Raw genomic sequence first — 25,571 nt, 5'->3', positions numbered from 1 at the left:
TATTATACTATTATGAAAGCATTTTTTGAAGCCATTCAATTTTTATTTGTGGATGTTTTATTGAAACCTTTAGATTGGTTGCGCGATTTTGAGCTTATTTCTTGGTTTGGCGCTAATACTATCAACTGGGTTTTTATGATTATTTGTGCTGCTGCTATTGTTTATTGGATCAAACAATTGCAAATTTTTGATGAAGCAGGAACTGAAAATCAAGACACCACTGCCCATTCTTTCTTAAAATAAAAAGAATACTTTTAACATAAAATTCAAAAGCCCAGTAGTTACATTCGTTTCACTACTGGGCTTTTCTATGGTGACTTTTACACTAAGTCAAATCCTATATCTTTTCTATAATTCATTTTCTCGAATTGAATTTTAGAGACATTGTCGTAAGATTGCTGTAACGCCTCTTGAAAAGTAGCACCATAAGAAGTAATCGCCATTACGCGTCCTCCATTGGTAACAACAGCTCCGTTGTCTAATTTGGTGCCCGCATGAAAAACAATAGCGTTTTCTACGTTTTCTAATCCTGAAATTACTTTCCCTTTCTCGAAATCTTCTGGATAACCTCCTGAAACTAGCATTACGGTAGTAGCACTTCTTTCATCCACTTCTAAATTGAATTCGTCTAATTTTTCATTGGCTACTGCCAAAAACAACTCCACTAAATCCGATTTCAAACGAGGTACCACTACTTCGGTTTCTGGATCACCCATACGAACGTTATATTCAATTACAATGGGTTCGTTATTCACGTTAATCAAACCAATAAACACAAAACCTTTATACGGAATACCATCTTTTTGTAAACCCGCAATGGTAGGTTGTACAATTCGCGTTTCGATTTTTTCCATCAAAACAGCATCTACATAAGGCACAGGAGAAACCGCTCCCATTCCGCCAGTATTCAATCCAGTATCTCCTTCGCCAATACGTTTGTAATCTTTGGCGGTAGGCAAAATTTTGTAACTTTTACCATCGGTTAGCACAAAACAACTCAATTCAATTCCATCCAAAAATTCCTCGATAACGACTTTTGAACTCGCTGCACCAAACTTTTGACCTACCAACATGTTGCGTAGTTCGGTTTGTGCCTCGGCTAAATCCTGAATGATTAAAACGCCTTTTCCAGCAGCCAATCCATCGGCTTTAAGAACGTAAGGCGGTTGTAGTGTCGCTAAAAATTCACACCCTTTTTCTACTGTTTCGGCTGTAAAACTATCGTAAGCCGCAGTAGGAACTTGGTGCTTCATCATGAATTCTTTAGCAAATTCCTTGCTTCCCTCAAGTTGTGCTCCCAATTTTGAAGGGCCAATAACAGGGATATTTTTTAAAGTTGCATCATTCAAAAAGAAATCATACACGCCTTTTACTAATGGATCTTCTGGTCCTACGACTACCATCTCTATATTTTCTTTTAACACCACTGCTTTGATGGCCTCAAAATCTGTAGCGCTAAAATCTAAATTGGTTGCTATGGTTGCCGTTCCTGCATTTCCAGGCGCTACAAATAGCGTATCACAAAGTGGGCTTTGAGTCATTTTCCAGGCAAAAGCATGTTCTCTTCCGCCTGAACCTAATAGTAAAATATTCATGTTGTAGTGGTTTATTGTGTTGATTTTTCTTCTATTGAAGACGTGGTGCAAAAATAGCTTGTTTTGAATTGAAATAATAATTTTTTTAACTACTTTTGAAGTTATAATTTGGTTTACAATAGCGTGTAACTCCTTCAAATTTAAACCATGCAATCCGTTTTAAAACAACCGTTTACAAATGTTCAACTAGAACTTTTAAAAACTTTCTCTCATCAATTGACAGAAAGTGATTTGATTGCACTTAAAAAAACTATAGCTTTGTTTTTTGCAGAAAGACTTACTGTTCAGGCAGATAAAGTTTGGGAAGAACTAAACTGGAATGATGAATTAATGGATAAAAAATTGCATACCAAAATGCGTACATCTAAATAAATCCATTTGAAAAAAGTAGTCTTAGATACTAATGTTCTTTTAGTTTCCCTATCAACCAAATCAAAATTGCATTGGATCTTTAAAAATTTAGTAGACGAAAATTACATCCTCTGTGTAACTACTGAAATTTTAGCTGAATATGCTGAAATCATTGATCAACAAATGGGAAGTTTAGCTAGTGAGAGTGCTCTAGGCCTTTTAGAAAATTTACCAAATATTGAATTAATAACCAATTATTACAAATTCAATTTATTAAAAGATCCTGATGATAATAAATTTGTGGATTGTGCTATTTCATCAAATGCAGATTTTATTGTTACACATGATACAGATTTTTTAATTTTAAAGAAGATTGAGTTTCCTAAAGTAGCACTATTGAATACGGTGGAATTTAAATCTATTTTTGAATAAATGATACCCCTTTTTAATGTAACCCTTCGACTAAATGGTTTTCCGATTCGTGAAGCACAATTGGAATTGGATACAATTTTTACCTTATCCGATGCCGAACACGAGGCCTTTCTGGTCCAAAAAAAGAACGAAATTGTAGCGTATCATCTGGAGAATAATGCTTTTTATAAAACATTAGTAGGGAAAACAAGTGTTGAAAACTGGAACGATTTGCCCGTTTTGAATAAACAACATCTTCAAAAACCATTAGCGGAACGTTTGTCGAAAGGTTATACAACCAAAAATGTGTATCTCAATAAAACCTCGGGCTCAAGCGGTACACCTTTTGTTTTTTCCAAAGACAAATACGCCCATGCGCTAACTTGGGCATCGAATATCGTTCGATTTGGATGGCACGGTATCAATTTTAACAGCTCCTATCAAGCCCGATTTTACGGCATTCCGATGGATTTTTTGGGCTACCGAAAAGAACGACTCAAAGACTTTTTGAGTCACCGCTATCGTTTTCCTATTTTTGATTTGTCGGATAGGATTTTAGATGGTTTTTTGAAACAATTTGAGACCAAAAAATTTGATTATATCAATGGCTATACCTCTTCGATTGTTTTGTTTGCCAAATTTTTACAGCAAAAAAACAAGGTACTCAAAACGATTTGTCCAACGCTGAAGGTGTGTATGGTCACTTCAGAAATGCTTTTCCCAGAAGACAAGATACTCTTAGAAAAACAATTTGGCGTTCCTGTGGTTAATGAATACGGCGCGTCTGAGTTGGATTTGATTGCTTTTGAAAATCAAGACGGAGAATGGCAAGTCAACACCGAAACCTTGTTTGTAGAAATTTTGGACGAGAACAATCAAGCGGTTCCGAATGGTACTCCTGGACGAATTGTGATTACTTCACTCTTCAATAAAGCCCATCCTTTTATTCGCTATGACTTGGGAGACATTGGCGTTTTGGATGAAAAAAGCACTCCAAAAAAACCTATTCTCAAACAACTGATTGGGCGAACCAATGATGTGGCGCAATTACCAAGTGGTAAAAAATCACCGGGATTGACTTTTTATTATGTGACCAAAAGCATCATTGAAGACGACGGCAATGTCAAAGAATTTATCATCAAACAAATGCAAATCGATACGTTTGAAATTGAATATGTAAGCCAAACCGAATTAACATCTGCACAAATCCAAAAAATTGAAAGTGCGATTGCCTTGTATTTAGAAAATGGATTGATTTTTACTTTCATTCGAAAAGAAAAACTCGAACGAAGTCATCGTGGGAAATTGAAGCAGTTTACGTCAATGTTAAAATAACTGAAGGACGGAAATTAATCTTGTGTCAATAAAGACCCATAGGGTCGGTATATTTGTAGGAATGGGTTTTAACCCGTCCACAAATAGCATCATGCAACAAAGACCCATAGGGTCGGTATATTTGTAGGATGGGTTTTAACCCGTCCACAAATAGCATCATGTAGCAAAGACCCATAGGGTCGGTATATATTATTTTGTGGATATAAATAAATCATCCCTAAGGGATTTTATTGGAATGCTTACATTTACATCCAACGGATTAAAATCCGTTGCTACAATATATCCCGAGCCGATGTCTCTCTCGAATAAGAATAAAAGCTGGTTTCATTCGAAAAGAAAAACTCGAAGGAAGTCATCGTGGGAAATTGAAGCAGTTTACTTCATTTTTAAAAAGTAAATAAAATAATATATTAGTATTTTCAAAAGAGAACCTATGACTATCAATTCGCTACTTTCGGAGGAAACTATTGCTAACAAAATATACTTTATTCGTAACCAAAAAGTGATGCTGGATGCTGACTTATCTGAACTTTATAGTATTGAAACCAAACGATTAAACGAACAAGTAAAGAGGAACATATCTCGATTTCCCGAAGATTTTATGTTTCAATTAACTGAATTTGAATTTCAAAACTTGAAGTCGCAAATTGCGACTTCAAGTTGGGGTGGAACTAGAAAATTACCTTATGCTTTCACCGAACACGGCGTTTTGATGTTATCGAGTGTTTTAAAAAGCGACAAAGCCATACAGGTCAATATCCAAATTATGCGCATCTTTACCAAAGTTAGACAAATGCTTTTGGACACTACAGAACTAAAAATTGACATTCTTCAAATTCAGAAAAAACTAGAAAATCACGATAAGAATATTGAGCTAGTTTTCTCGTATTTGGATGAACTGGCCGAGAAAAAAGAGAAGGAGACACCTAGAACAACCATAGGGTATAAAAAATAAAAAAATGAAGATTACCATCATTGCAGGCGCAAGACCCAATTTTATCAAAATTGCCCCAATCATCAAAGCGATTGAAAAAAATCAAACAGAAGGAGTTACTATTGCTTATCGATTGATTCACACTGGTCAACATTATGACAAAAATTTAAGCGACACGTTTTTTGAAGAACTCAATATTCCAAAACCCGCTGCCAATTTAGAAGTAAAAAGTGGCACACAAGCCGAACAAACTGCTGCCATTATGGTCGCTTTTGAAAAAGAAATGATAGCCAATCCTTGTGATTTAGTGTTAGTGGTGGGCGATGTCAATTCGACGATGGCTTGTGCGATTGTAGCCAAAAAACAAAATATAAAAGTAGCACATGTTGAAGCCGGAATTCGTTCTGGAGACATGACAATGCCTGAGGAAATCAACCGAATTGTAACGGATAGCATTACGGATTATTTCTTTACTACCTCTACCTCAGCTTCTGAAAATTTATTACAAAAAGGAGTCGACCCCCTGAATGTTCATTTTGTAGGGAATGTGATGATTGATACGCTTTATCAGAATTTGAATCGAATCGTGAAGCCTGTTTTTTGGAAGGAATTTGATTTGGAAACTAAAAATTATATCATTCTAACGTTACATCGCCCTTCGAACGTAGATGAAGAACAATCGTTGGTTCAATTACTTTTAGGAATCGACAATATGGTTGGTGACAAAAAAGTGATTTTCCCGATTCATCCTAGAACCAAAGCCATTCTAGGTGAAAGAGAACTAAATTTAAAAAACATCGTTATGGTAGCACCACAAGGATATCTAAATTTCATGTTTCTTATCAAAAACAGTTTTGCCGTAATTACCGACTCAGGGGGGATTTCTGAAGAAACTACGGTTTTAGGCATTCCTTGTTTTACTATGCGAAACACTACCGAGCGTCCGGAAACCCAAACCATTGGCACCAATACTTTGGTTGGAACTTCAATAGAGAATCTAGAAAAACACTTCGACGCTTTTGTAAACCCCAAAAGCCCTTCTAAAAAAGCAGCTGGAATTCCTGAATTTTGGGACGGAAAAGCGGCGGAAAGAATTATTTCTATTTTACTTCAAAAGTAAAAACCACAAATTTTTAAAATCTGTTGCTGATGACAACAAAAAATTAAGGCACTCAGAGTTCCAAAAAAGAATAATACTTGCAGTCATCCTACCTTTTAAATTATGTTTGAAAATTATCAGACTAAAATAAATTGGTGAATTTGCGGTAATCAAAAGTAAAAACCGCAAATTCGCAAATTATTACGATACTAGGATGTTTTAACATTTTCAATTATCATTTCACTTTCAGATAAAAATCAAATCCAACTGAGACCGTAAACCATGGAAGACCTTCTCATCATTTCCAATTATTATCCGCCAGAAAAAGGAGCCGCCGCTAATAGGATTGAACAGTTGGCTTTGAAACTGAGTCAAAATAATTATAAAGTAACGGTGCTTTGTCCTTTAGGAAACTATCCAAAAGGGGAATTGTTTGCTGACTATAAAGGAAAATTTTCTGTTGTAGAAAAAAGACAAAATATTACGGTCAAACGTCTTTGGATTTACCCTAGTGTCAGCAAAAACATCTTCAAAAGAACGCTTTCGGTTTTATCGTTTTCGAGTATCCTTTTTTTTAGTTTACTTTTCAAAAAAACACCTCAAAAAGTAATCGTGCAATCGCCTCCGCTTTTATTATCTTTTGTCGCCGTTTTAGCACTTTGGATCACGCGAAAAACGATTTTACTGAATGTTTCTGATTTATGGCCAACCGCTGCTATTGAACTCAAGGCCATAAAACCCGGAAGTATTTCGCATAAAGTTTCCTTATTTTTTGAACGCTTTATTTATGCCAACGCTTCGACTATTTTAGGGCAATCCAACGAAATCATTCATCATATTAAGGAACAATTTCCAGAAAAAAAGTGTTACTTGTATCGCAACTTTCCGGATCATCAAACAGAGGGAATTCAAATGCATACAAATGTAAATGAACCCATAACATTATTTTACGCCGGATTATTAGGCGTTGCACAAGGGGTTTTAGAATTGTGTCAAAAAATAGCCATAGAAGGACTGAATATAGAGCTACATATTTTTGGAGATGGCGCCGAAAAAGTAGCCCTTGAAGCTTTCATCGAAAAAAATCCGGATAAAAAAATTATTTTCCATGGAATGTTGGAACGCCATCTCCTACATGAAAAATTAAAGAATTTTGACCTTGCAATTATTCCTCTAAAAACCAGAATCTATGGTTCCGTTCCTTCCAAAATATTTGAATACAGTACTTTAGGATTTCCAGTACTTTACTTTGGTGGTGGCGAAGGAGAAACCATTGTCACGGAAAACAAATTAGGTTGGGTAGCGCCAGTAGGTGATTTTGAAAAATTAAATTCAGTGCTTAACGAAATTTCAACTATCGGAAAATCTACGATTCAACACCTACAAAAAGACGTGTACAAAACCGCCCAACAAGAATTTAATTTGGAACGGCAAATCCAACAATTGATAAAGGAAAACGTATTTTAATAGGCCTTCTCCTCGCCTTTGAGTGTATTGAAAATTGTGATAACAATGATTTTGAGGTCTAACAAAATCGACCAATTTTCCATGTAGAAAATGTCGTACTTTACTCGGTTGATAATATCTGCTTCTTTTTCTACTTCGCCACGATACCCTTTGGTTTGTGCTAATCCTGTAATGCCTGGTTTTACAAAATGACGCACCATAAACTTATTGACGCGTTGGGCATACATTTCGGTATGGCTCACCATGTGTGGCCTTGGTCCCACTACCGACATTTGTCCTAAAAAAACATTGATGAATTGTGGCAACTCGTCGATGCTGGTTTTTCGTAAAAATCGGCCTACTCGAGTAATTCTGGGATCGTTTTTGGAGACTTGCTCTAAATGAGCTTCCGAATTCAGATTCATGGAACGAAACTTATAGCAATTGAATTCTTGGTAATTTAATCCATTTCTTCTTTGAATAAAAAACAAAGGACCTTTGGATTCCAACTTAATGATAATGGCCAAAATAGGGGTAAGCCAAGTTAAAATTCCGATAATGACCAATGCTGAAAAAAGAAGGTCAAAAATCCGTTTGACACTTTTATTTAGGGAATCATCCAAAACAATGGTGCGCAATGAGAGTACCGGAATATAATCGTAATAATCAAAAGTAAAGTTTCGGGAAAGAATTTGACTTTCGTTAGGAATAAACTTCAAGGTTTTCAAATTATTATCTGCAAAATAAACCAAATCCGAAATTTGTTTTTGCGTCAAATCGTCCATCGCGCAATACATTTCGTCGATTTTATTTTCTAACACAAAATCACAACATTCCTTTATCGGGTTTTTTTGAAAAATAGTTGCATCAAACTTTTTTTCGAGTACGTAGCCATAATCTGGATTTTCAGAGAAAAAAAGCTGCAACGGAGCTATGCTTTTGGGACTTCCTAAAAGTACCACCCTTCTAAAATTTCCGCCAAAAAAAATACGGTATTTTTGTAGAAAAAAATAAATAGCTAATTTAAAGATCAACACGGTACTGATTACTATAGTGCTAAAAAAAAAGATGTTGCGAAAGGAAAAGCTGGCACTATTCAAAAAAATGAGCATCAATGAAAACCCCGCAAAAATCATCCACTGCTTCAAAGAACAATTCAAAATCGCAATGACTTTAGTATACCGATAGACCTCATAAAACCCTAAAGTCGATGCAATAAGCAGCCAAATAATGATAAATTCCAAAGGAATATACCAAGATACTAGAGAGACCCCGATGGAATAATATAACGCTATCAAAATAATCCCACTATCCAATATATAGGAAAAGGGGCGAATGTATCCTGAATATCTACCGGTTTTGGTTTTCACTGATGATGAAAATGAGCTTTGGGATTAAAATATATATTTCGAAAAATCCTTGTGTTCTTCTTTTGACAATTCTTCTTTGGAAAGCGATTTGAAATAATCATAGGTAATTTTCATTCCTTCGGCACGACTCACTTTAGCCTCCCAGCCCAATAATTCTTTGGCTTTGGTTGTGTCTGGTTGACGCTGCAAAGGATCATTAATCGGTAGCGGATGATACACCACTTTTTGAGAAGTACCCGTTAGTTTTATGATTTCCTCTGCAAAATCTTTAATCGTAATTTCGTCTGGATTGCCAATATTTACTGGATATACATAATCCGAATGTAATAATCTAAAAATACCTTCTACTTGATCGTCTACATAACAAAAAGAACGCGTTTGCATCCCATCGCCAAAAATAGTCAAGTCTTCGCCACGAATCGCTTGCCCAATAAATGCTGGAATCACTCGACCGTCGTTGAGTCGCATTCTAGGCCCGTACGTATTGAAGATGCGAACAATTCTAGTTTCCACTCCATGAAAGGTGTGATAGGCCATCGTAATCGACTCCTGAAAACGTTTTGCTTCATCATACACGCCACGAGGTCCAATGGTGTTGACGTTGCCATAATACTCCTCCGTTTGCGGATGTACTAAAGGATCTCCGTATACCTCTGAAGTGGATGCAATAAGAATTCGGGCTTTTTTAACTCTAGCTAATCCCAATAAATTATGAGTGCCTAATGAACCTACTTTTAAGGTTTGAATCGGAATTTTTAAATAATCAATAGGACTTGCTGGTGAAGCAAAATGCAAAATATAATCTAACTTTCCGGGAATATGCACAAATTTGGTAATATCATGATGGTAAAACTCAAAATTTTCCAACTTAAATAAATGTTCTATATTCTTTAAATCTCCAGTAATCAGGTTATCCATCCCAATTACATGATAGCCTTCGTTAATAAAACGATCACACAAATGCGATCCCAAAAATCCTGCGGCTCCCGTGATAAGTATTCTTTTCATTGCTTGCATATTATTCAATAACAAATGTAGTTGATTTGAAGAAAATTCCTTTACAAACCCATTCATTCTTTTAAAATTCGAAGCAGGTAACAAAGGTTTTTTGGCTATCATCGTCCCGTGATCCGCTATATCTTTGCTTTTTAAAAGAAAAAAGCAAAGGATGCCGCTACTCCCGGGGCTAAGGAACGACAATAAGCTTTTTGGGATTTATTTTTTACTCAATTGTAAGCTGGTTTTAGTATAAGTTCTTTAGAAAACTATATTTTTGCTTCCAAGCAAAAAATAAAAATTTGAAAGTTGTACATATCATCGAAGCATTAGGCGGAGGCGTTTATACCTATTTTGAAGATCTAACCCATCATTTCGAAAAGAAAAATATCCGTCAAAAAATGCCAACTTCCATTCTCTATAGCGACAATCGCAATGAAATCGATCCTCAAAAAGTCGCTCAATTATTCTCCACCATTTCTACAGTAAAAGTGGCCATGAAAAGAGAAATCAATCCTATTTCGGACTTCAAAGCCATACAACGTTTGTTGCGTGAACTCCAAAAAATCAAACCCGATGCTGTACATTTGCATTCCTCTAAAGCAAGTGTTTTAGGGAGAATCGCTTGCAGTTTTTTGAATCCAAAACCATTAGTTTTTTATACGCCACATGGTTATGCTTTTCAACGTACTGACATTTCTCCCCTCTCCAAAAAAATGTACTGGTATATTGAAAAATACTTCCAAAAAATCTTCGGAGGAATCACTATCGCTTGTGGCGACTCTGAGTTTGAATTAGCAAAACAACTAGGAAAAGCCGAAATGATTAGAAATGGCATAGACATTACTACCATCCAAAGGTATCTTCAACCTGTTTCGAATACTAAATTAACCATAGGAATAGCAGGTAGAATAACTGCCGCTAGAAACCCCAAACTATTCAATGCCATTGCTAAACAATTCCCGGATTATCAATTTGTGTGGATTGGCGATGGAGAAGAGCGAAATCAAATTACAGCTCCAAATATCAAAATTACCGGTTGGTTTTTAGAAAAAAAACAAGTGTACGAGCAAATAAATGCTTTAGATATTTATCTTCAAACCTCCCTTTGGGAAGGATTACCCATCGCGGTTCTTGAGGCTATGGCATTAATGAAACCAGTAATTGCAACAAAAATAAATGGCAATAAAGATACTGTTGTTCCCAACGAAACTGGATTTTTATATCAAGAAATGTCGGAGTTAACGGCCTACTTCAAAACCCTTGAAAATCCATTAACAAGAGCAAAATTTGGCACTAATGCGCTGAATAGGTGCAACCATTTGTTTGATACCAACAAGAACTTTACAGCGCTTGAGAGAGTGTACGAACGTTACTTTTTTGCTGCAACCAAAGGCTCCCAAAAATAGAAAACCAAAAGCCACTAAATGTAATTCCATCAAAACGCAATAAAAAATCATCCGTCAAATTCGACGTGAAAAAAAGAAAGAAAAAAGAAAAAATCAGTGCGTTTTTCAAATCAATTCCCAAATAGCCAATTGCACCAATATAAAGCAAAACTACAAGCGGTCCTAAAATACCAAATTTTAGTAAAAAATCAAGAAACTGATTATGGGTAGGAAAGGCATATTTCGCTAAAAAATGCTGATGCGTTTGTTTAAAATACTTCACTAATGCAGGTTTTCCATCCGATGAGCCTACACCAAAGGGCAAATGTTGTAACGATAATTCCCAAGCTGATTTCCAGATAGAAACTCTAGTTACGAGAGAATTAAAAACCTTTATTTCGGGGTGATCAATTTCGTCTAACTTTCCCACCTTGTCCATATAAGCAAACGTCACCGAACTGTATTTTTCTTTCATATAAGGATTTTTTTGAATAAAGAGAAATAAAACCCCAGACACTACACCACCAATAACTATAGTATAGAGCAATAATTTTTTTAGGTCAAAGCGTGCTGCAAAAAACGAAAACACTACCAATAAATACCCAACTAAAACATTGAATAAAGCCATTCGAGTATTGACTAAAAGCACAAAGAAAAAGGAGAATACAAATACCAAAAAAGATAAAAAAACAAATCCCATCTTCTTTTTCATTTGCCCCCTTTGCAATAACAAATACAAAGCCGAAATACTCACAAAAGCCAAGTGCATATTGAGCGCTGGAGCATGAATTCCGATAGAATTTGCAAAAACATAGCCCATTTCCCATAGGTGAACGCCATGCCAATACTTAGTGACATATTCCGGAAAAACAAATACAAACCGAAGCGCAAAAAAAATCATTACTAAGGTCGTAGTATTTACATAAAATTGTAGCAATTTTTGAAAGGATATTCTTTGGTAATTCCCCAAAATAAATAAAGGAAACAAGACCAATGCCGTACTCTTTTCAATGGATTTAATCCCTTGCACCAAAGAATCATTATTCCAGAAAAAAACTAATTCTAACAAAAAAGGAGAAGCGATGATACCCGCCATAACCAACGCTTTTTTGGACCATTGTGTTTTCTTAAAATAGAATATATTAAATATAACGAAAGCGAAAATTAACCAAGTACAAGGCTTCCTGAAAATTAGCGTACAAGCTATCGCTACCAAAAAAAAAGAAAAAATTTTATTGAAATGCTTTTCGGAAATGGTCATAATAAAGAGCATAATAAATTAGTGGGAAAACACCCATTTTGTGTCGAATCGCCGATCCTAAATCCGGTTCGAAAACCCCTTGAAGGATAAAAAAAGAGAATACAAAAAGAAGCATCCATAACTCATAAACGTATTCTTTTTTGTCTTTTATACATCGAGCCAATCGAACTAATAGAATATAAAACAGGAATAATTGCCAAACTACAAACAATAAAATCTGTGGAGAAAAAATATGTTTCAATCCATTAAGCGGAACATTTACCGTAAAAAAACCATACAAAATCCCAATAATTTCTCCATACCAAGTGTCTGCTTTTACCGGAGAGACGATACTAGAATTAGCATCAACAGACCCGATTCGGGCACTATTAATAAGCTCTCGACTTTGCTCCGAAAAAAAATGTCCTTGTACAAAACCATAACTCAATGACAAAAAAATAATTATTGCAATTCCGTAAAACAATGTTGTAAAAGTTCGATTCGGAATTTTGATACAAGTAATCCAATACATTCCCATAGCAACTATGGGCAACAAGGCAAAATACGGTCTATACATCACTCCAAAAAACACAAAAAGAGACAAGGTTATAAATAACGTTTTCTGAAAAGAAAATGGCTTTTTTTGAAATAAAAAAACTATTGCAGAGAGGTACAAAAAAGTAATAAACTCCTTAGAAGGCATCGCCATAAAAATAGCCATCATGGTAAAAGCCAAATATACCAAAACGTTCTTAATCGTCACTTTCTCGAACGTACTTGGAATGCCTATTTTGTACAAAATACTCATCAAAATAGGGAACTGAATCAATGCAATTACCGAAAAAGGCAAATAGCGCAACCCTGTAACTTTATAAAACAAAATAGTCAATGGGTAACTTCCAAAATAACCTATTTCGTTGCCTTTATCATAAGCAATAATAGCAGCATCATAAAAAAAACGTTTGGGCAAAATAAAACTCGCAGCAAAGGCCACCAGCAGATTGAGTCCTACAAGAAGTAAAAAAGCTGCTTTATTTTTTTTTATGAGTAAAGACATTTAGGCCTGATTGAAAATAGAAGTGACAAACTTAACTCAAAAACAACTTAACTCCATCTTTGACATACACAAAAAGAGCGGTTCCAAGATTCCAAAATAAAGCACTTGCCGAAAAAGCAATAGCGGCACCCAGCATTCCATAGGAAGGAATCAACAAATAATTGAGTAGAAAATTAAGGACAAGAGCACCCAAAACAATACGTTGAAAAATACGTTGACGCCCTGTCATATTTAAATAAACTGGAGCAGACCCAAAAAAAACACAAAAACCTTGTCCCAAAACCAACACTATTAATGCCTCTTTGGCCACTACATAATTGGGACCAAAAAATTGCAAAACGAACTCCGGAAAGAGAAGCAGTCCGATAACTGCGGGCAGCGTAATCGCTACTATTAATCGGGAACTGTTTTGAACTATTTGCTGTACTTTTTCAATTTCTTTATTCGAAAAACTGGCTGCAATAGCTGCCGAAACAGTAATATTTACTGTCAAAATAATAACAGACAACAAAGTCATTAACTTAACCGCGACGGAATAATAAGCTACGGTAGCATCACCATGATATTTTTTTAAAAACAAGATGTCAAAACTCATCATCAAAAAAATAGCCATTCCACTTACTGCAATCGGAAATGAATGCGTGATAATCTCACTAGATGAGAAACAATCAACAGTAGAAGTTGGAGGTTTTTTGCTGAAAAAATAAACTGTCAATAATGTCGTTAGCACTCCTGAAAAAACAAAACTCAACAAAAAAGCATCCACTAAATACGGTTCTAATTGCCATTGCACTAATAAAAAAGCAATCACAATTATAGGTAAGTATTTGAAAATATTCCGAAATAGTTCAGCTACTACTATTTCCTCTAATGCTCTGAAAACCTCAACGTTTAGAATAGAAAGCCCATAAAAAAACAAGGCAGCCGAAGCTTTTAACAGAAGGAAATAAGTTGCATTATCCGCAAAAAATAATGTAATAACAGAAGCATCCAATAGTATAATAAAAAGAAATAAAAGCAGGGAAGCAAAAAACAGCATCAAGACCATTTTTAGATATACTTTTTTCAAATGTCCCAAAGAGAAATTCGGATACAAACGCCCTTTGAAATACAATATGGATTGATCAAAACCCAATAAACAAATACTTCCGATAGCAAAAAGAAACGTACGAACAAAATCATATTGCCCTACTATCTTAGGTGTATACTTTTGCGTTAAAAACAACGTAAAACCAAACAAAAGGACCACCCCAAAAACCCGGATCAATAAGGTTAAAAAACTTTGCCGAACCACAGGGTTTTGAACCGTTTTAAGTAAGTGAAATCGAATTGTTTTTAACACATTAGGTCTTGTTAGCAAAAGAAAAAGATTTTTTAGGAAACAACCGTTTTAGATTTAGCCAATTGCTTTTGATAAAATCGGAGGAACAAATGAATACCTACAAATAAAAATAAAAGAACGATTGGCAATACAAACTTCATCTTTCCATTTACTGCTATTGAAGTATTACTATTCAAAGTGAAAGTTACTTCTTTGATTGTTTTTTGAAAGTTGATTAATTTCAAACGATTTACACCTTGAATAAACAACAATTCTTGTTTGGTTTTGATAACATCATTCAGTTGAGTGTTTTCATTATAGTACATCAATTTGTCGTTTTTTAACGAACTCTTTACATTGGCCGAAAACCCATTAAGAACACCATTAATTTGTTGAATAATGGTATCATTTTGTGCAATATCTTGTTTCAAATTTGCCAATCCAACTTTTTGCATTGCCGAGAAATAGTCAGATTGATTGAGGTAGTTCAGCAATGGTGTAATCAATTCCTTCTCATTAGTGATCCCATTTGTAACAACTGCTATATTGTGATAGGTGTAGTTTTTACTGGTAATATTGTCCTCTAGTACTTTTTTTACCTCACCAACCTCAGCCATTAACTTAATCAGTTCAAAATTGCGCTCTTTTTCTTCAATAAATTTATAAACATCGGCAATAGGTTTGATTTCAATTTTTCTTAAGGCCTCGGGGTGCAATAATCCCACTTCTTTTTGTAAAAAAGCAGCATCCCCTGCATTAATTTTAGATTGAAGCAGATTGATTTTGGCATATAAATAATCCACACTTCCAAAGTTGGGAATCACAGTGATTTCATGGGCATACAATGTATTGTTTTTATCCAAAAATAACCCCAAACCAAAACCAATGATAAGCAATCCTACCACTATTTTCCATTGGTGTACAAAAAACTGAATACAATTGAACAGTAGCGTATTCAATCGTTCGAAACCCTTTTTTACCTTGGTGGTAATTTGAAATACATCAATTTCTGAATCGCTATGCGAAGGTGTACTCATGCGCTATTTATTTATTATTCAGGATTTGTTCTAAAATTTTAATCGTAATCAAATACGTTGGTTTTACGCCAGTCGTTCCTAAACCTCCTGAAGCCAGCGTACTTCCTGTTTCAAGCGGATTATCAGAAGCGTAGTAAGCATAACGCACTTTGATGTCTTTTGGTACACTCTTTCTGATTTTGGATGCAGATTGTATTGCTTTTTGGTAATAAGATCCTTCCATTTCTAGACCTATTACCCCCCAAGTCGATTCGTGGAAAAACTTCAATAAATCTCTATTTTGAAGCGATGTGCCCAAGACAGTAACCATCGGTCCTGCAAAAACAGCGATGTCATTCCCTTCAAACATTTCGGCGGTCAATTCATTTTCAAAGAAATAATTATCGGCGGTGCCTTCGTTGATATGCGCATTCGGAATCATAATATCGCCTTTGCCTCCTTCGAGAATACCGGCTTTTCCCATAATAGAAACTGATTGTACAGTAAGCAAGATCTCTTTTTTGTAGGGTTTTAATAATTCGTCAATGGTTTCATAGGCTTGTTCTCCAAAAGCATAATCCATAACAATCAAAACAGGCGCTTTGTCTCCTACTTGTGCCTTTGGAAAAGCGGTTTTGGACCAATCAATTTTGGCGGTATCAAACAATTGTACATCAATATTGGTTCCTGAAGTATCTGGCAAAAATACCATTCCATTTTTTTCGGCTACGGTTTCAACCTGCTTGCGTAATTCTTTGGCGCCTGATTTGCTCAATTCTTCATAAATTACAAAATCCGATTTGTCCTTAAACTTCGATTTTAGGAGTGGTGTGGCAAAAATTGAATTCATCACACTATGCATATTGGCACTAATGACATGAATAGGTCGGTCTAATAAGTTGTTGGCTTTTAAAACCTCTTTGATATTATTGGCCCAAATTTCGCCATGAATATGATGCCCCAAACGTTCTCTCAAAATTGGGCTAAAGGTGATCGTTCTTTTATTATTCTCTACCACTTCTTCGATGGCTAATTTTCCTAACCAATATATAACGTGCAGAAAACGATCCGGCGTATTCTCGGAACCAAATGCATCATAAATATCTAATACTTCTTCGAAGGTTCTTCCTAAAATATTAGACGCATGCGAAATCGCTTTTTCTTTTTCGATTTGTGTAAGCTTCTTAGTTTGGTTTACGGCAGCTTCTAGTTTTAACCAATCTCTAGATACTTCGCCAGCATCATCGAGCAAAACACGGTCTTTGATTTTATGGGATTCAATAAAAATAAAGGTCAAATGTGTCAAAATATCATAAATATCTGAACGTCCGCGAGTGATTTCAACATTCATTTGCTCTTCGTCAATTCGGTAGCAATTTCTTCTTCGCTTTGGCGGAACAATAGCCTGAAAATGGGATTTAGAATAGCCTTCATCCGAAGTTAAATTGATAAAACGGCACTGCTCAATCCCTACAGGAAGTCGTTCGATAACGTATAGCAAACCATTCAATTCTACTTTTTCATCGGCAATAGTACCATAAATTTCGGGGCGCAAGGCCAATAAAGCTTCCCGCAAGGTATCACCAGAAACCCCCATTGGTTTATAAAACCCACGGTTGAATAAATGGCGAATGGTAATGTACATTTTTTCTATCGCCGCAGAAGATTCTTGCGCTCTAGATCTTGATATATGTTTGGTTGTATTCATCTTGTTTGTTTTTTATCACTTTTCAAAGGTAAGTAAAAGTTTTTTTTAGTTGGTTACCGTTAATTTCATCGCTAATTCTAAATATTTGTCCTTATAACGAGCTGTAGAGGTTTGCGCAACTCTAACATTAAGATTATGCCACTTTCCTTTTTAACGGGGAAAATACTATTTGAGCTGCTAATAAGTTGCTGGTAATTTAGTAAACACTATTCTCGCTAAGACGGCAAGGCGCAGTATTTACAAAACTTTTTTTACAACTTAGTAAGAAATCTATAAAAAGTGTGACACTATTTTGTTTCATTATTTATGCATCCCTTTCAGTCCAAATAATCATAAAAATTAGTGCTGTTAATGACCGTAAAAGTATGATCTGGATATTGATTAGCAAATGTTTTGGTCAATTTTACTTTTGTTTTTGAATTCCATTTGATTTCGAATGTTCTCAATTGACCATTTTTTTCAATGATTAAATCAACCTCTTGTTGTTCTTGCGAACGCCAAAAATAAAATTTTTCAAAACGCTCATTATATTCACTGGATTTTATGAATTCATTAATAACATAATTCTCAAATAAATTGCCCTTATCTTTTCTAGTTTCAAATGGGGAAAAATCATTGATAATGGCGTTTCGAATTCCTAGATCATTAAAATATACTTTTTTCCCCTTTTTGATTTCAGTTCGTTGATTCGTGTGAAAGGAATTCAATCTGTAAATTACAAAGGATTGCTCTAGCAAATGGATGTATTCCTCTACCGTTTCGCTCTTCAAACCAATGAGTTTTCCTAATTCGTTGTAATTGACTTCGCTACCTATTTGCCACGCCAACGCTTTTAGTAATTCTTGCATTTTCTCGGGTTTTCGAATGCCTTTGAATAACAAAATATCTTTGTATAAATAGCTATCAGACAATAATATCAATATTTTTTCAGGATTATTTTTGGTAGTTACAATTTCGGGATAATATCCATAAACCAAGCGATGTGGAAGCATTCTGATTTCTTCCAAAAGACCTATTTCATTTTTCATTTCATTGAATGAAAGCGGAAACAATTTATGCTCAAATTTTCTCCCCGTTAACGGCTCATTGAGCTGATTTCTTAATTCGAAAGCGCTAGATCCTGTCGCAATTACCTGAATTTCTGGCAAATGATCTGTAATTAACTTTAATTTACTCCCAATATCAGGAATTTTTTGTGCTTCGTCTATTACCACAACTGTATTCTTCCCGAAAAAAGATTGCAAACGCGTTGCATTAGCATTTTCAAAAATTAAAGAAACATCTGGATTTTCAGCATCCAGCCATAAAACATTCTCTTTATTTTGAAGTAAATTCCGCAACAAAGTACTTTTCCCCACTTGTCTAGCTCCAAGTAGTACGATGGCTTTTTTTTGAAAAAACTCTTCTTGAATCGTTTTTATAATGGTTCTGGCGATCATTTTTTATGTCAAAAATACCTAATTTTTCCATTGTAATGGAAAATAAACTACTTTATTTTCCATTACAATGTAAAAATCAAGGTTTTTTAATTGCTTTTACTAAGACATCCGCTATTTTTCGATCATTACTCAATCTCGGAATTTTGTTTTGTCCGCCCAATTTTCCGATGGATTTCATATAGTCTTGGAAACCGTTTTTGGCGACTTTGGTGATCACTACCTTTCTCAAAACGTTGCCTACAATCAAATCATCATAATAGATATTTTGCTTGCGCATGGCTTGGTCTAAGGCTTCGGCAAAAACTTGCTCATCTTGAGGTTCATTTTCAAATTCGATGAACCATTCGTGGTAAGGCAATCCTTCTTTTGGCGTAATCTGTGGCGCCACTGTAAATTCATTAATGCGAATAGTGGTGCCTTGCACCGCTTCTTGTAAAGCACTTTCTACTTCTTTGCCAATCACGTGTTCCCCAAAAGCCGAGATATAATGTTTGATTCTACCCGAAACCATAACACGATAAGGTTTCAATGAAGTAAACTGTACGGTATCCCCAATATTGTAGCCCCAAAGTCCCGCATTGGTCGAAATAATCAGTACATAATTGACACCTAATTCGACTTCGCCTATGGTGTAACGCTTTGGATTCTCGGTAAAAAAGGCATCACTTTTGATGAACTCATAAAAAATTCCTGAATTCAAAAGCAACAACATTCCTTTCTCTTTTTGAGAATCTTGGTAAGCAAAAAAGCCTTCGGAGGCAGGAAAGAGTTCAATACTGTCTACTTTTCGGCCAATTAAATTTTCGAATTTGGCGCGGTACGGTTCAAAATTAACGCCTCCATAAATGAAAAGATTAAAGTTTTGGAACAATTCTCCAACGGGCTTTTGCGCTTTTTGCTGTAATTTTTCGAAATACATTTGTACCCAAGACGGAATTCCAGAAATCACTCGCATGTCCTCATTCACCGTTTCCTCTACAATAGCATTGACTTTCGTTTCCCAATCTTCAATACAGTTGGTTTCCCAAGAAGGCATTCTGTTTTTTTGCAAATAACCTGGAACAAAATGAGCGGCTATACCTGATAATCGTCCTAATTTGATGCCGTTTTTCTCGGTTAAAATGGGACTTCCTTGTAAGAAAATCATTTTTCCATCTACAAAATCGGTCTTTCCAGTTTCATGAATATAATGCAAAATTGCATTCCTAGAGGCTTCGATGTGGTAAGGCATCGATTCTTTGGTTAAGGGAATGTATTTCGCTCCAGAGGTGGTTCCTGATGTTTTGGCAAAATAAAGCGGCTTGCCTTTCCATAGCACATTTTCTTCTCCGTTCACCACACGATCCACATACGTTTTTAGTCCTTCATAATCTCTTATGGGTACATTTTTAACAAAATCTGCATGCGAATTAATTGTTTCAAAATGGTGGTCTACTCCAAATTGGGTGGTTCGGGCTTCCCTGATTAATGATTTAAAAACTTCCTTTTGCACAGCCACTGGGTTTTGGCTCCACTGTTTTGTTTTTCGAACTATTTTTTGTGCAAATATTCTTGCTGCAAATGATTTTAAAGACATTATTTTAGTTATTTCCAAAATGAATTAGTACTGCAATTCATTTTATTTATGAGTTATAGGGGCTTTTTTTGGGATTCTTCTTTTGCGTTCACTTCTTTTCTCAAAACCAATTCTTCGTCACTAGCCTGCATCTTTTCTATAGGAATGGTTGGGTGCGTTTGCACTAAAATGGAATCTTTATTAAAGGTTACATGCTCTAATTTTCCGGTCAATACTTTTTGAATGCCTTTGAGATAGGTTTCATTTTTTTCTAAGGCGAGGGTCAACGAATCGGTTTTGAGGGCCAAAATAGTAGCTTCTTTTTTTAATTGTGAAGAAGCATAGCCAGGAATATATTCACGAAGTGGTGTAAAAGCAATTAATAAAGTGGTACCCGTAATTAAGAAAATAGCGCCTAATGTCCCCGCAACAAAAACATTCAACAAACTTAATTTGAACGAAAACAACTCTTCAAAAGTTGCTTCATTGATAAGAATCAACCGTTTTTTCATTAATACAAATCCTTTGAAAGAATTGGGTAACAACCGATTTATAAACATAACGCTATTAATTTGGACAAATATAACGATTAATGATTGTTTGCCGATTGCCATGACATCATTTCTAGCTTGTTGCGTCTTAAACCCTCTACTATTTAACATTAATCTAGACAAATATTTCACCGAATAGCATTCAGATTAAGGAATTCTGTATACATTTGCAGCGTTATTAAGTACAAATTTGCTTTTGCAACAAAAAATATAATCATGGGAAGATTAGGAGTTACAGAAATCCTTGTTATAGTAGGTATCGTATTATTACTTTTTGGAGGAAAAAAAATTCCAGAATTGATGAAAGGTTTAGGTAGCGGACTCAAAGAATTCAAAAACGCGGCCAAAGACGAGCAACCTGCTAATTCAAAAAAAGAAGAAGAAACGAAAGAGTAATTTTTCTTGTGTACATCATAAAAAAAACCAACCAGTAAACGGTTGGTTTTTTTTTATTACTAAATGTTTATCTTTACTGTAAATAGGAAATTATTACGAAACTAACTAATTTACAGATCATTACAATTGTATTGCTATTACTCTACGTTATTTGGGAGATTAGCGTTCAAATTTGGGATGAAAAAGAGGAAACTGCGGTGATTCGTGGTGATTTGGCTTTCATTTATCCAATTTTATTAGTGCTTATTATATTCTCTTTGTTTCAATATTTTAGAAGCAAAAACCAATAGTACAAATATAATTTTTAGAAGATGAAATGTTTAAACTGCAATTCAGAAACCTCTGGCTCCTTTTGTTACCACTGTGGACAAAAAACGAGTACTGCCCGTTTTTCTTTCAAACATATTTTTAAAGCAGATATTGCTAATCAGTTGTACTCTTTTTTTAAAAGCGAAATATTTTTTACCATTAAAGAATTATTTACTAGACCTGGACACTCCATCAGAGAATATCTCGAGGGTAAAAGAGTGAATCATATGAATTATATGAGCTTATTTGTTTTACTCTCAGCCATTGGTATTTTTTTAGATAAATACGCTCAAGTAGGAATGGCAACGCTAAGTGCAGATGATGATGAAACCCAAAAAATAATGGTCAATTATTTTAATTTTGTAAGAGACAACCCTAAAACATTCATTTTTATTACTATTCCCATCGTTTCTTTTTTTACTTTTTTACTATTTAAAAGAAGTAAATTTAATTTTCCAGAACACCTGATTATGAATGTCTACAAGGCATCCGCACTTTTAATCATCGCCAAAATAGTAACTCTTTTTTCTATCGTTGTTTCTAATGTTGCTTTCTTAAAAGTGATAGATCAATTGGTATCTTATGCTTCTATTGGTTATTCTATTTGGTTTGTTTACCAGTTTTTTTATGATGAACAATACTATAGCAAGGTGAATATCTTAACTAGAGCTACAATAGCCGTACTTATGGGAACGTTGTTTTCTACAATTTTCATGTTTGTTTTTTGGCTGATCGAATATTTGAATGGTGGCGGAAAACTAAATTAATTAAATAAAATGCAGCACGACAATCATCCCCCAACGCACTATTTAGATTGGTCAAAATTAGGAAGGCACTCCGTATTCTTGTAATTACTTCTTGTTCTATTAGGAATTTTATTTTTGCAGTTTGGTTCAATTCCTTCTTTGCTTTTGGGAAATTATCTTGGTGTAGATTTAGAACAGCCTATTGTAATCGTCTATTCTTTCTTAATACCCTTGCTATTATTACTTTTTATAGGAGCTTTAAGTTTTAAGCGACCTATTTTTAGTTTATATGCTGCTACAAAAAAGGCGTTATGGAAAGATTTTTGGATAGGAGTATTTTTTATGTGGTTACTATCGGCGCTATTTATTTTTGCATTAGTACCCGATCATAAAGTTTTCTATGTTGGTATTTCCGATAATTTTACTCACTATGCATTCCTTATGTTGGGCACCTGCATAGGGTATTTAATTCAAACGGGTTGCGAAGAACTTTATTTCCGAGGTTATTTTATGCAAGCCACCTATAGTGTTTTACCCTTTTTTGCCGTCGTAATTGGTATTCAGGCTTATGTTTTTGGGCAATTACACGCTGGCAATGTAGCCGCTTGGGGCAATTCCTTTACCTCAAGTATTCCTTATATGCTACAAGCCATTTCTTTTGGTTGGGCAGCTTGGCGTTCGGGCTCTTTATTTTTAGCTTGGGGATTGCATTTTGGCAATAATTCTTTCTTAACATTTTTTGTTGCTACAAGAGGCGATGTAGTAAAATCTAACGCTTTATTTGCGGTTGATACCCCTCCGTTAGAACGTACAATTATTGAGTCTTTTATAGTCCTTGTGCTGTTAGTTGTTTTTTTAGAAATTATCTACAAAAACAGATACAAAGAAAGATCACTGTTGACCATGCTTCCAAAGGAAGACGTTTAGTTTAAACGTATGATTTTAAATAGAGAAGCCGTATCACAATACAAATTGATACGGCTTCTTTTTGCTTTATATTAATTTTTATCCGCCGTAAATCACAGCATATGGAATATAATATTTTTCTGAACTGTTTACAATCAATTCCCATTCATCTGAACTGATTTTTGCAAAATTCAATTTACAATTTGCCGATTTACAAGACCATTCTCCTTGGGAAAACACAAAAACACGCTTGCTTTTACCTGGTAATGTAGCATGCACTTCTGCCCCACCATTGGATCGAATTACTCCAAACTTGGCCGATTTTTGTGTAGAACCAATTGCTGCTCTCAAATCGCCTGTGGCATTATAATTAGTGCCTGAAACCTTAGCATCGCTGACATTTGATACTACCGGAATGGCTATACTTAATGAATAATTACCCACTTCACCTCGTCTTGCGGTACTTCGCATTTGATACACTCTTATCTTGTATGTTCCACTTTGGGCTAGGGTAATACTGCATTTATTTCCTTCATTTTGTCCAATAAATATCGCTTCTCCTGAGGATCCTGGTGGCAAAACATTAAAATAAACAATAGAATTAGCATTGGCCAAACTAATATTTAGTTTTTGCCCTTGATTCGCACCTATCGTATAGTCGATTGTTTGCTCTCCAGTAATTTTTCCTTGGAGCACTGTTGCCGATTTTCCAACAGGAAAAGCTACTTTTTTTGTAGTGATTTGTGCTATAGTAACTAGTGGAATTGCAACAGTTATTAACATAAACACCTTCATTGATTTAACACATAGTTTCATAATTTACTGATTTTAAATGTTATATCTCATAAAAATAATAAAATTTATGGATACGTGATACAAAAAACAACTTATTCATTTATGGATTCAAAATATTTGCCATTTGTAATAAGTTCAACTAACTTAGTGTTTAATTTAAATTCCATATTTCATGAAAATCAATACGATACTTCTTTTCCTATATTTAAGTTGCCAATCCCTCCTTGCTCAAGACATTCAAGGTTCTTGGGAAGGCACGCTGAGCAGTCAAGGCAGACAATTACCTTTGATTTTTACTATTCAAAAAACGGGAACCGTCTTTCAAAGTACATTAGATAGTCCCACACAAGGCGCTAAAGGAATTCCGATTCAGGAAACTATTTTTGTTAGTAATGAATTGCAGTTGAATGCCCCGAATATGAATTTAAAATACAGTGGGGTACTCAATGGTAGCGTAATTGAAGGTACTTTTGTTCAAAATGGGGCTTCATTGCCCTTGGTTTTAAAGAAAATGAAAGAAGGTCTAAAGATGGTGGCACACCCTCAACAACCTCAACCCCCTTTTGATTATCCTATCGAAGAAGTGACTTTTGTGAATCCAAAGGATAAAAATACCCTAGCCGGAACACTAACATTACCTAAAAATAAAAAGGAATTTCCGGTAGTGGTCTTAATTACTGGTTCGGGAGCACAAAATCGCAATTCGGAGATTTTTAATCACCAACCTTTTGCGGTAATAGCCCACGATTTTGCACAAAAAGGAATAGGGGTTTTACGATTAGATGACAGAGGTGTGGGTGGATCTAGTAAAGGCCATCCAGAGGATACTTCCGCTAATTTTGCTACCGATATTTCTGCGGCTGTCGATTTTTTAGCCTCCAAAGGGTTCAAAAATATTGGGGTTTTAGGCCATAGTGAAGGCGGCATGATTGCCCCGATCGTGGCTACCCAAAATAAAAAAGTGCAGTTTGTGATCTCATTGGCAGGTCCCGGCCTTCCCATAGATCGTATGATGCTATTGCAAAGCCAATCAGTAGCTAAAACCCAAGGAGCTACTGCCAGTCAAATTGCCGCTAGTACTGCTTTTAATGAAAAAGTATATGCTTATATCATCAACTATACCGGGAGTAACTTAAAAACAGATTTTCAACGTTATATCAAACCTGAATTTGACAAACTAGTACAAAATCAAGGACTTTCCGAGTCTCAAAATCAAGATTTAATGACACAGCAAACAGCTGCGGTTACCAATCCGTGGTTTGTTTATTTTTTAAAATTCAACCCAGATTTGTATTGGTCAAAAGTAAAAATACCTGTCCTAGCGTTAAATGGTAGTTTAGATGTACAAGTAAAGGCCACCGAGAATTTGGCGGGTATCAAAGCTTCACTAGAAAAAGCAGGCAACAAAAAAGCAACCATCCAAGAATTACCAGGTCTCAACCATTTGTTTCAAGAAGCAAAAACGGGCTCGGCTGCCGAATATGCAACTATTGAACAAACCATCTCCCCCACTGTATTAAACACCATTAGTGATTGGATTTTGAAAAGGTAAAAGTGATTCCTTAAAAAAATAAAGCCCCAAAATTCATCTGAGTTTTGGGGCTTTT

At 35.2% G+C, this 25,571-nt stretch carries 24 protein-coding genes; 12 read left to right on the top strand and 12 right to left on the bottom strand.

From position 1 onward, the window contains the following. Positions 1 to 12: 12 nt before the first annotated feature. Positions 13 to 243, top strand: a complete 231-nt coding sequence (locus ACSVH7_RS02885; RefSeq protein WP_438065188.1) for a DUF6341 family protein — start codon at positions 13 to 15, stop codon at positions 241 to 243. A 77-nt stretch (positions 244 to 320) separates the two neighbouring features. Here ACSVH7_RS02885 and purD read toward each other — a convergent pair whose 3' ends face one another. Beyond that, complete coding sequence (gene purD, locus ACSVH7_RS02880; RefSeq protein ID WP_438065187.1) at positions 321 to 1,595, bottom strand: phosphoribosylamine--glycine ligase; 1,275 nt, start codon at positions 1,593 to 1,595, stop codon at positions 321 to 323. A 147-nt stretch (positions 1,596 to 1,742) separates the two neighbouring features. On the opposite strand from purD, the gene ACSVH7_RS02875 reads away from it, so the two are divergent. The 6 genes from ACSVH7_RS02875 (at position 1,743) to ACSVH7_RS02850 (ending at position 7,192) form a co-directional block, all read left to right on the top strand. Continuing rightward, the gene (locus tag ACSVH7_RS02875) at positions 1,743 to 1,967 is read left to right on the top strand and encodes a hypothetical protein (protein ID WP_438065186.1); all 225 of its coding nucleotides are present in this window, start codon (positions 1,743 to 1,745) and stop codon (positions 1,965 to 1,967) included. A 6-nt stretch (positions 1,968 to 1,973) separates the two neighbouring features. Next, complete coding sequence (locus ACSVH7_RS02870; RefSeq protein ID WP_438065185.1) at positions 1,974 to 2,378, top strand: putative toxin-antitoxin system toxin component, PIN family; 405 nt, start codon at positions 1,974 to 1,976, stop codon at positions 2,376 to 2,378. After that, the gene (locus ACSVH7_RS02865) at positions 2,379 to 3,692 is read left to right on the top strand and encodes a phenylacetate--CoA ligase family protein (RefSeq protein ID WP_438065184.1); all 1,314 of its coding nucleotides are present in this window, start codon (positions 2,379 to 2,381) and stop codon (positions 3,690 to 3,692) included. It begins immediately after the preceding gene. A gap of 433 nt (positions 3,693 to 4,125) precedes the next feature. After that, positions 4,126 to 4,647, top strand: coding sequence for an ORF6N domain-containing protein (locus ACSVH7_RS02860; RefSeq protein WP_438065183.1), 522 nt, complete (start codon positions 4,126 to 4,128; stop codon positions 4,645 to 4,647). Positions 4,648 to 4,651: 4 nt separating this feature from the next. Next, positions 4,652 to 5,746 carry a non-hydrolyzing UDP-N-acetylglucosamine 2-epimerase gene (gene wecB, locus ACSVH7_RS02855; RefSeq protein ID WP_438065182.1) on the top strand — a complete coding sequence of 365 codons (1,095 nt, stop codon included), beginning with the start codon at positions 4,652 to 4,654 and terminating at the stop codon, positions 5,744 to 5,746. 261 nt (positions 5,747 to 6,007) lie between these two features. Beyond that, complete coding sequence (locus ACSVH7_RS02850) at positions 6,008 to 7,192, top strand: glycosyltransferase family 4 protein (RefSeq protein WP_438065181.1); 1,185 nt, start codon at positions 6,008 to 6,010, stop codon at positions 7,190 to 7,192. Here the strand turns inward: ACSVH7_RS02850 and ACSVH7_RS02845 are convergent. Continuing rightward, positions 7,189 to 8,541, bottom strand: coding sequence for an exopolysaccharide biosynthesis polyprenyl glycosylphosphotransferase (locus ACSVH7_RS02845; protein ID WP_438065180.1), 1,353 nt, complete (start codon positions 8,539 to 8,541; stop codon positions 7,189 to 7,191). The two genes, ACSVH7_RS02850 and ACSVH7_RS02845, sit on opposite strands and share 4 nt — an antisense overlap. A 24-nt stretch (positions 8,542 to 8,565) precedes the next feature. Next, positions 8,566 to 9,549, bottom strand: a complete 984-nt coding sequence (locus ACSVH7_RS02840; RefSeq protein ID WP_438065179.1) for a UDP-glucuronic acid decarboxylase family protein — start codon at positions 9,547 to 9,549, stop codon at positions 8,566 to 8,568. A gap of 290 nt (positions 9,550 to 9,839) precedes the next feature. On the opposite strand from ACSVH7_RS02840, the gene ACSVH7_RS02835 reads away from it, so the two are divergent. Further along, on the top strand, positions 9,840 to 10,946 hold the full coding sequence (locus ACSVH7_RS02835) for a glycosyltransferase (RefSeq protein WP_438065178.1): 1,107 nt from the start codon (positions 9,840 to 9,842) through the stop codon (positions 10,944 to 10,946). Here the strand turns inward: ACSVH7_RS02835 and ACSVH7_RS02830 are convergent. The 8 genes from ACSVH7_RS02830 to ACSVH7_RS02795 all read right to left on the bottom strand — a co-directional run bounded on the left by ACSVH7_RS02830 (position 10,882) and on the right by ACSVH7_RS02795 (position 20,821). Next, positions 10,882 to 12,021 (bottom strand): O-antigen ligase family protein, encoded by a 1,140-nt coding sequence (locus ACSVH7_RS02830; protein ID WP_438065177.1) that lies wholly within the window; start codon positions 12,019 to 12,021, stop codon positions 10,882 to 10,884. The two genes, ACSVH7_RS02835 and ACSVH7_RS02830, sit on opposite strands and share 65 nt — an antisense overlap. A gap of 136 nt (positions 12,022 to 12,157) precedes the next feature. Beyond that, complete coding sequence (locus ACSVH7_RS02825; protein WP_438065176.1) at positions 12,158 to 13,222, bottom strand: hypothetical protein; 1,065 nt, start codon at positions 13,220 to 13,222, stop codon at positions 12,158 to 12,160. A gap of 31 nt (positions 13,223 to 13,253) precedes the next feature. Continuing rightward, a complete protein-coding gene (locus ACSVH7_RS02820; RefSeq protein WP_438065175.1) occupies positions 13,254 to 14,582 on the bottom strand; it encodes an MATE family efflux transporter in 1,329 nt (442 codons plus the stop codon). Between the two features lie 14 nt (positions 14,583 to 14,596). Continuing rightward, complete coding sequence (locus ACSVH7_RS02815) at positions 14,597 to 15,580, bottom strand: hypothetical protein (protein WP_438065174.1); 984 nt, start codon at positions 15,578 to 15,580, stop codon at positions 14,597 to 14,599. Positions 15,581 to 15,587: 7 nt separating this feature from the next. Beyond that, positions 15,588 to 17,267 carry a DUF6909 family protein gene (locus ACSVH7_RS02810; protein ID WP_438065173.1) on the bottom strand — a complete coding sequence of 560 codons (1,680 nt, stop codon included), beginning with the start codon at positions 17,265 to 17,267 and terminating at the stop codon, positions 15,588 to 15,590. 317 nt (positions 17,268 to 17,584) lie between these two features. Then, entirely contained in the window at positions 17,585 to 18,706 is a 1,122-nt protein-coding gene (locus ACSVH7_RS02805) for an ATP-binding protein (protein ID WP_438065172.1), read from the bottom strand. Positions 18,707 to 18,782: 76 nt separating this feature from the next. Continuing rightward, complete coding sequence (locus ACSVH7_RS02800; protein WP_438065171.1) at positions 18,783 to 20,282, bottom strand: GH3 auxin-responsive promoter family protein; 1,500 nt, start codon at positions 20,280 to 20,282, stop codon at positions 18,783 to 18,785. 53 nt (positions 20,283 to 20,335) lie between these two features. Then, positions 20,336 to 20,821, bottom strand: coding sequence for a peptidase (locus tag ACSVH7_RS02795; RefSeq protein WP_438065170.1), 486 nt, complete (start codon positions 20,819 to 20,821; stop codon positions 20,336 to 20,338). 207 nt (positions 20,822 to 21,028) lie between these two features. On the opposite strand from ACSVH7_RS02795, the gene ACSVH7_RS02790 reads away from it, so the two are divergent. The 3 genes from ACSVH7_RS02790 (at position 21,029) to ACSVH7_RS02780 (ending at position 23,190) form a co-directional block, all read left to right on the top strand. After that, positions 21,029 to 21,208 carry a Sec-independent protein translocase subunit TatA/TatB gene (locus tag ACSVH7_RS02790; RefSeq protein WP_438065169.1) on the top strand — a complete coding sequence of 60 codons (180 nt, stop codon included), beginning with the start codon at positions 21,029 to 21,031 and terminating at the stop codon, positions 21,206 to 21,208. Positions 21,209 to 21,519: 311 nt separating this feature from the next. Further along, the gene (locus tag ACSVH7_RS02785) at positions 21,520 to 22,284 is read left to right on the top strand and encodes a DUF3667 domain-containing protein (protein ID WP_438065168.1); all 765 of its coding nucleotides are present in this window, start codon (positions 21,520 to 21,522) and stop codon (positions 22,282 to 22,284) included. 144 nt (positions 22,285 to 22,428) lie between these two features. Further along, on the top strand, positions 22,429 to 23,190 hold the full coding sequence (locus ACSVH7_RS02780; protein WP_438065167.1) for a CPBP family intramembrane glutamic endopeptidase: 762 nt from the start codon (positions 22,429 to 22,431) through the stop codon (positions 23,188 to 23,190). A gap of 78 nt (positions 23,191 to 23,268) precedes the next feature. Here the strand turns inward: ACSVH7_RS02780 and ACSVH7_RS02775 are convergent, their stop codons facing one another. Continuing rightward, positions 23,269 to 23,985 (bottom strand): hypothetical protein, encoded by a 717-nt coding sequence (locus ACSVH7_RS02775; RefSeq protein ID WP_438065166.1) that lies wholly within the window; start codon positions 23,983 to 23,985, stop codon positions 23,269 to 23,271. 151 nt (positions 23,986 to 24,136) lie between these two features. On the opposite strand from ACSVH7_RS02775, the gene ACSVH7_RS02770 reads away from it, so the two are divergent. Then, on the top strand, positions 24,137 to 25,516 hold the full coding sequence (locus ACSVH7_RS02770) for an alpha/beta hydrolase family protein (protein WP_438065165.1): 1,380 nt from the start codon (positions 24,137 to 24,139) through the stop codon (positions 25,514 to 25,516). The last annotated feature ends 55 nt before the right edge of the window (positions 25,517 to 25,571 follow it).

This window comes from Flavobacterium sp. TSSA_36 (genome assembly GCF_051547165.1).
Classification (GTDB): Bacteria; Bacteroidota; Bacteroidia; order Flavobacteriales; family Flavobacteriaceae; genus Flavobacterium.
The sequence above is the reverse complement of the archived record's forward strand: the minus strand, read 5'-3'. Positions and strand labels throughout refer to the sequence as shown.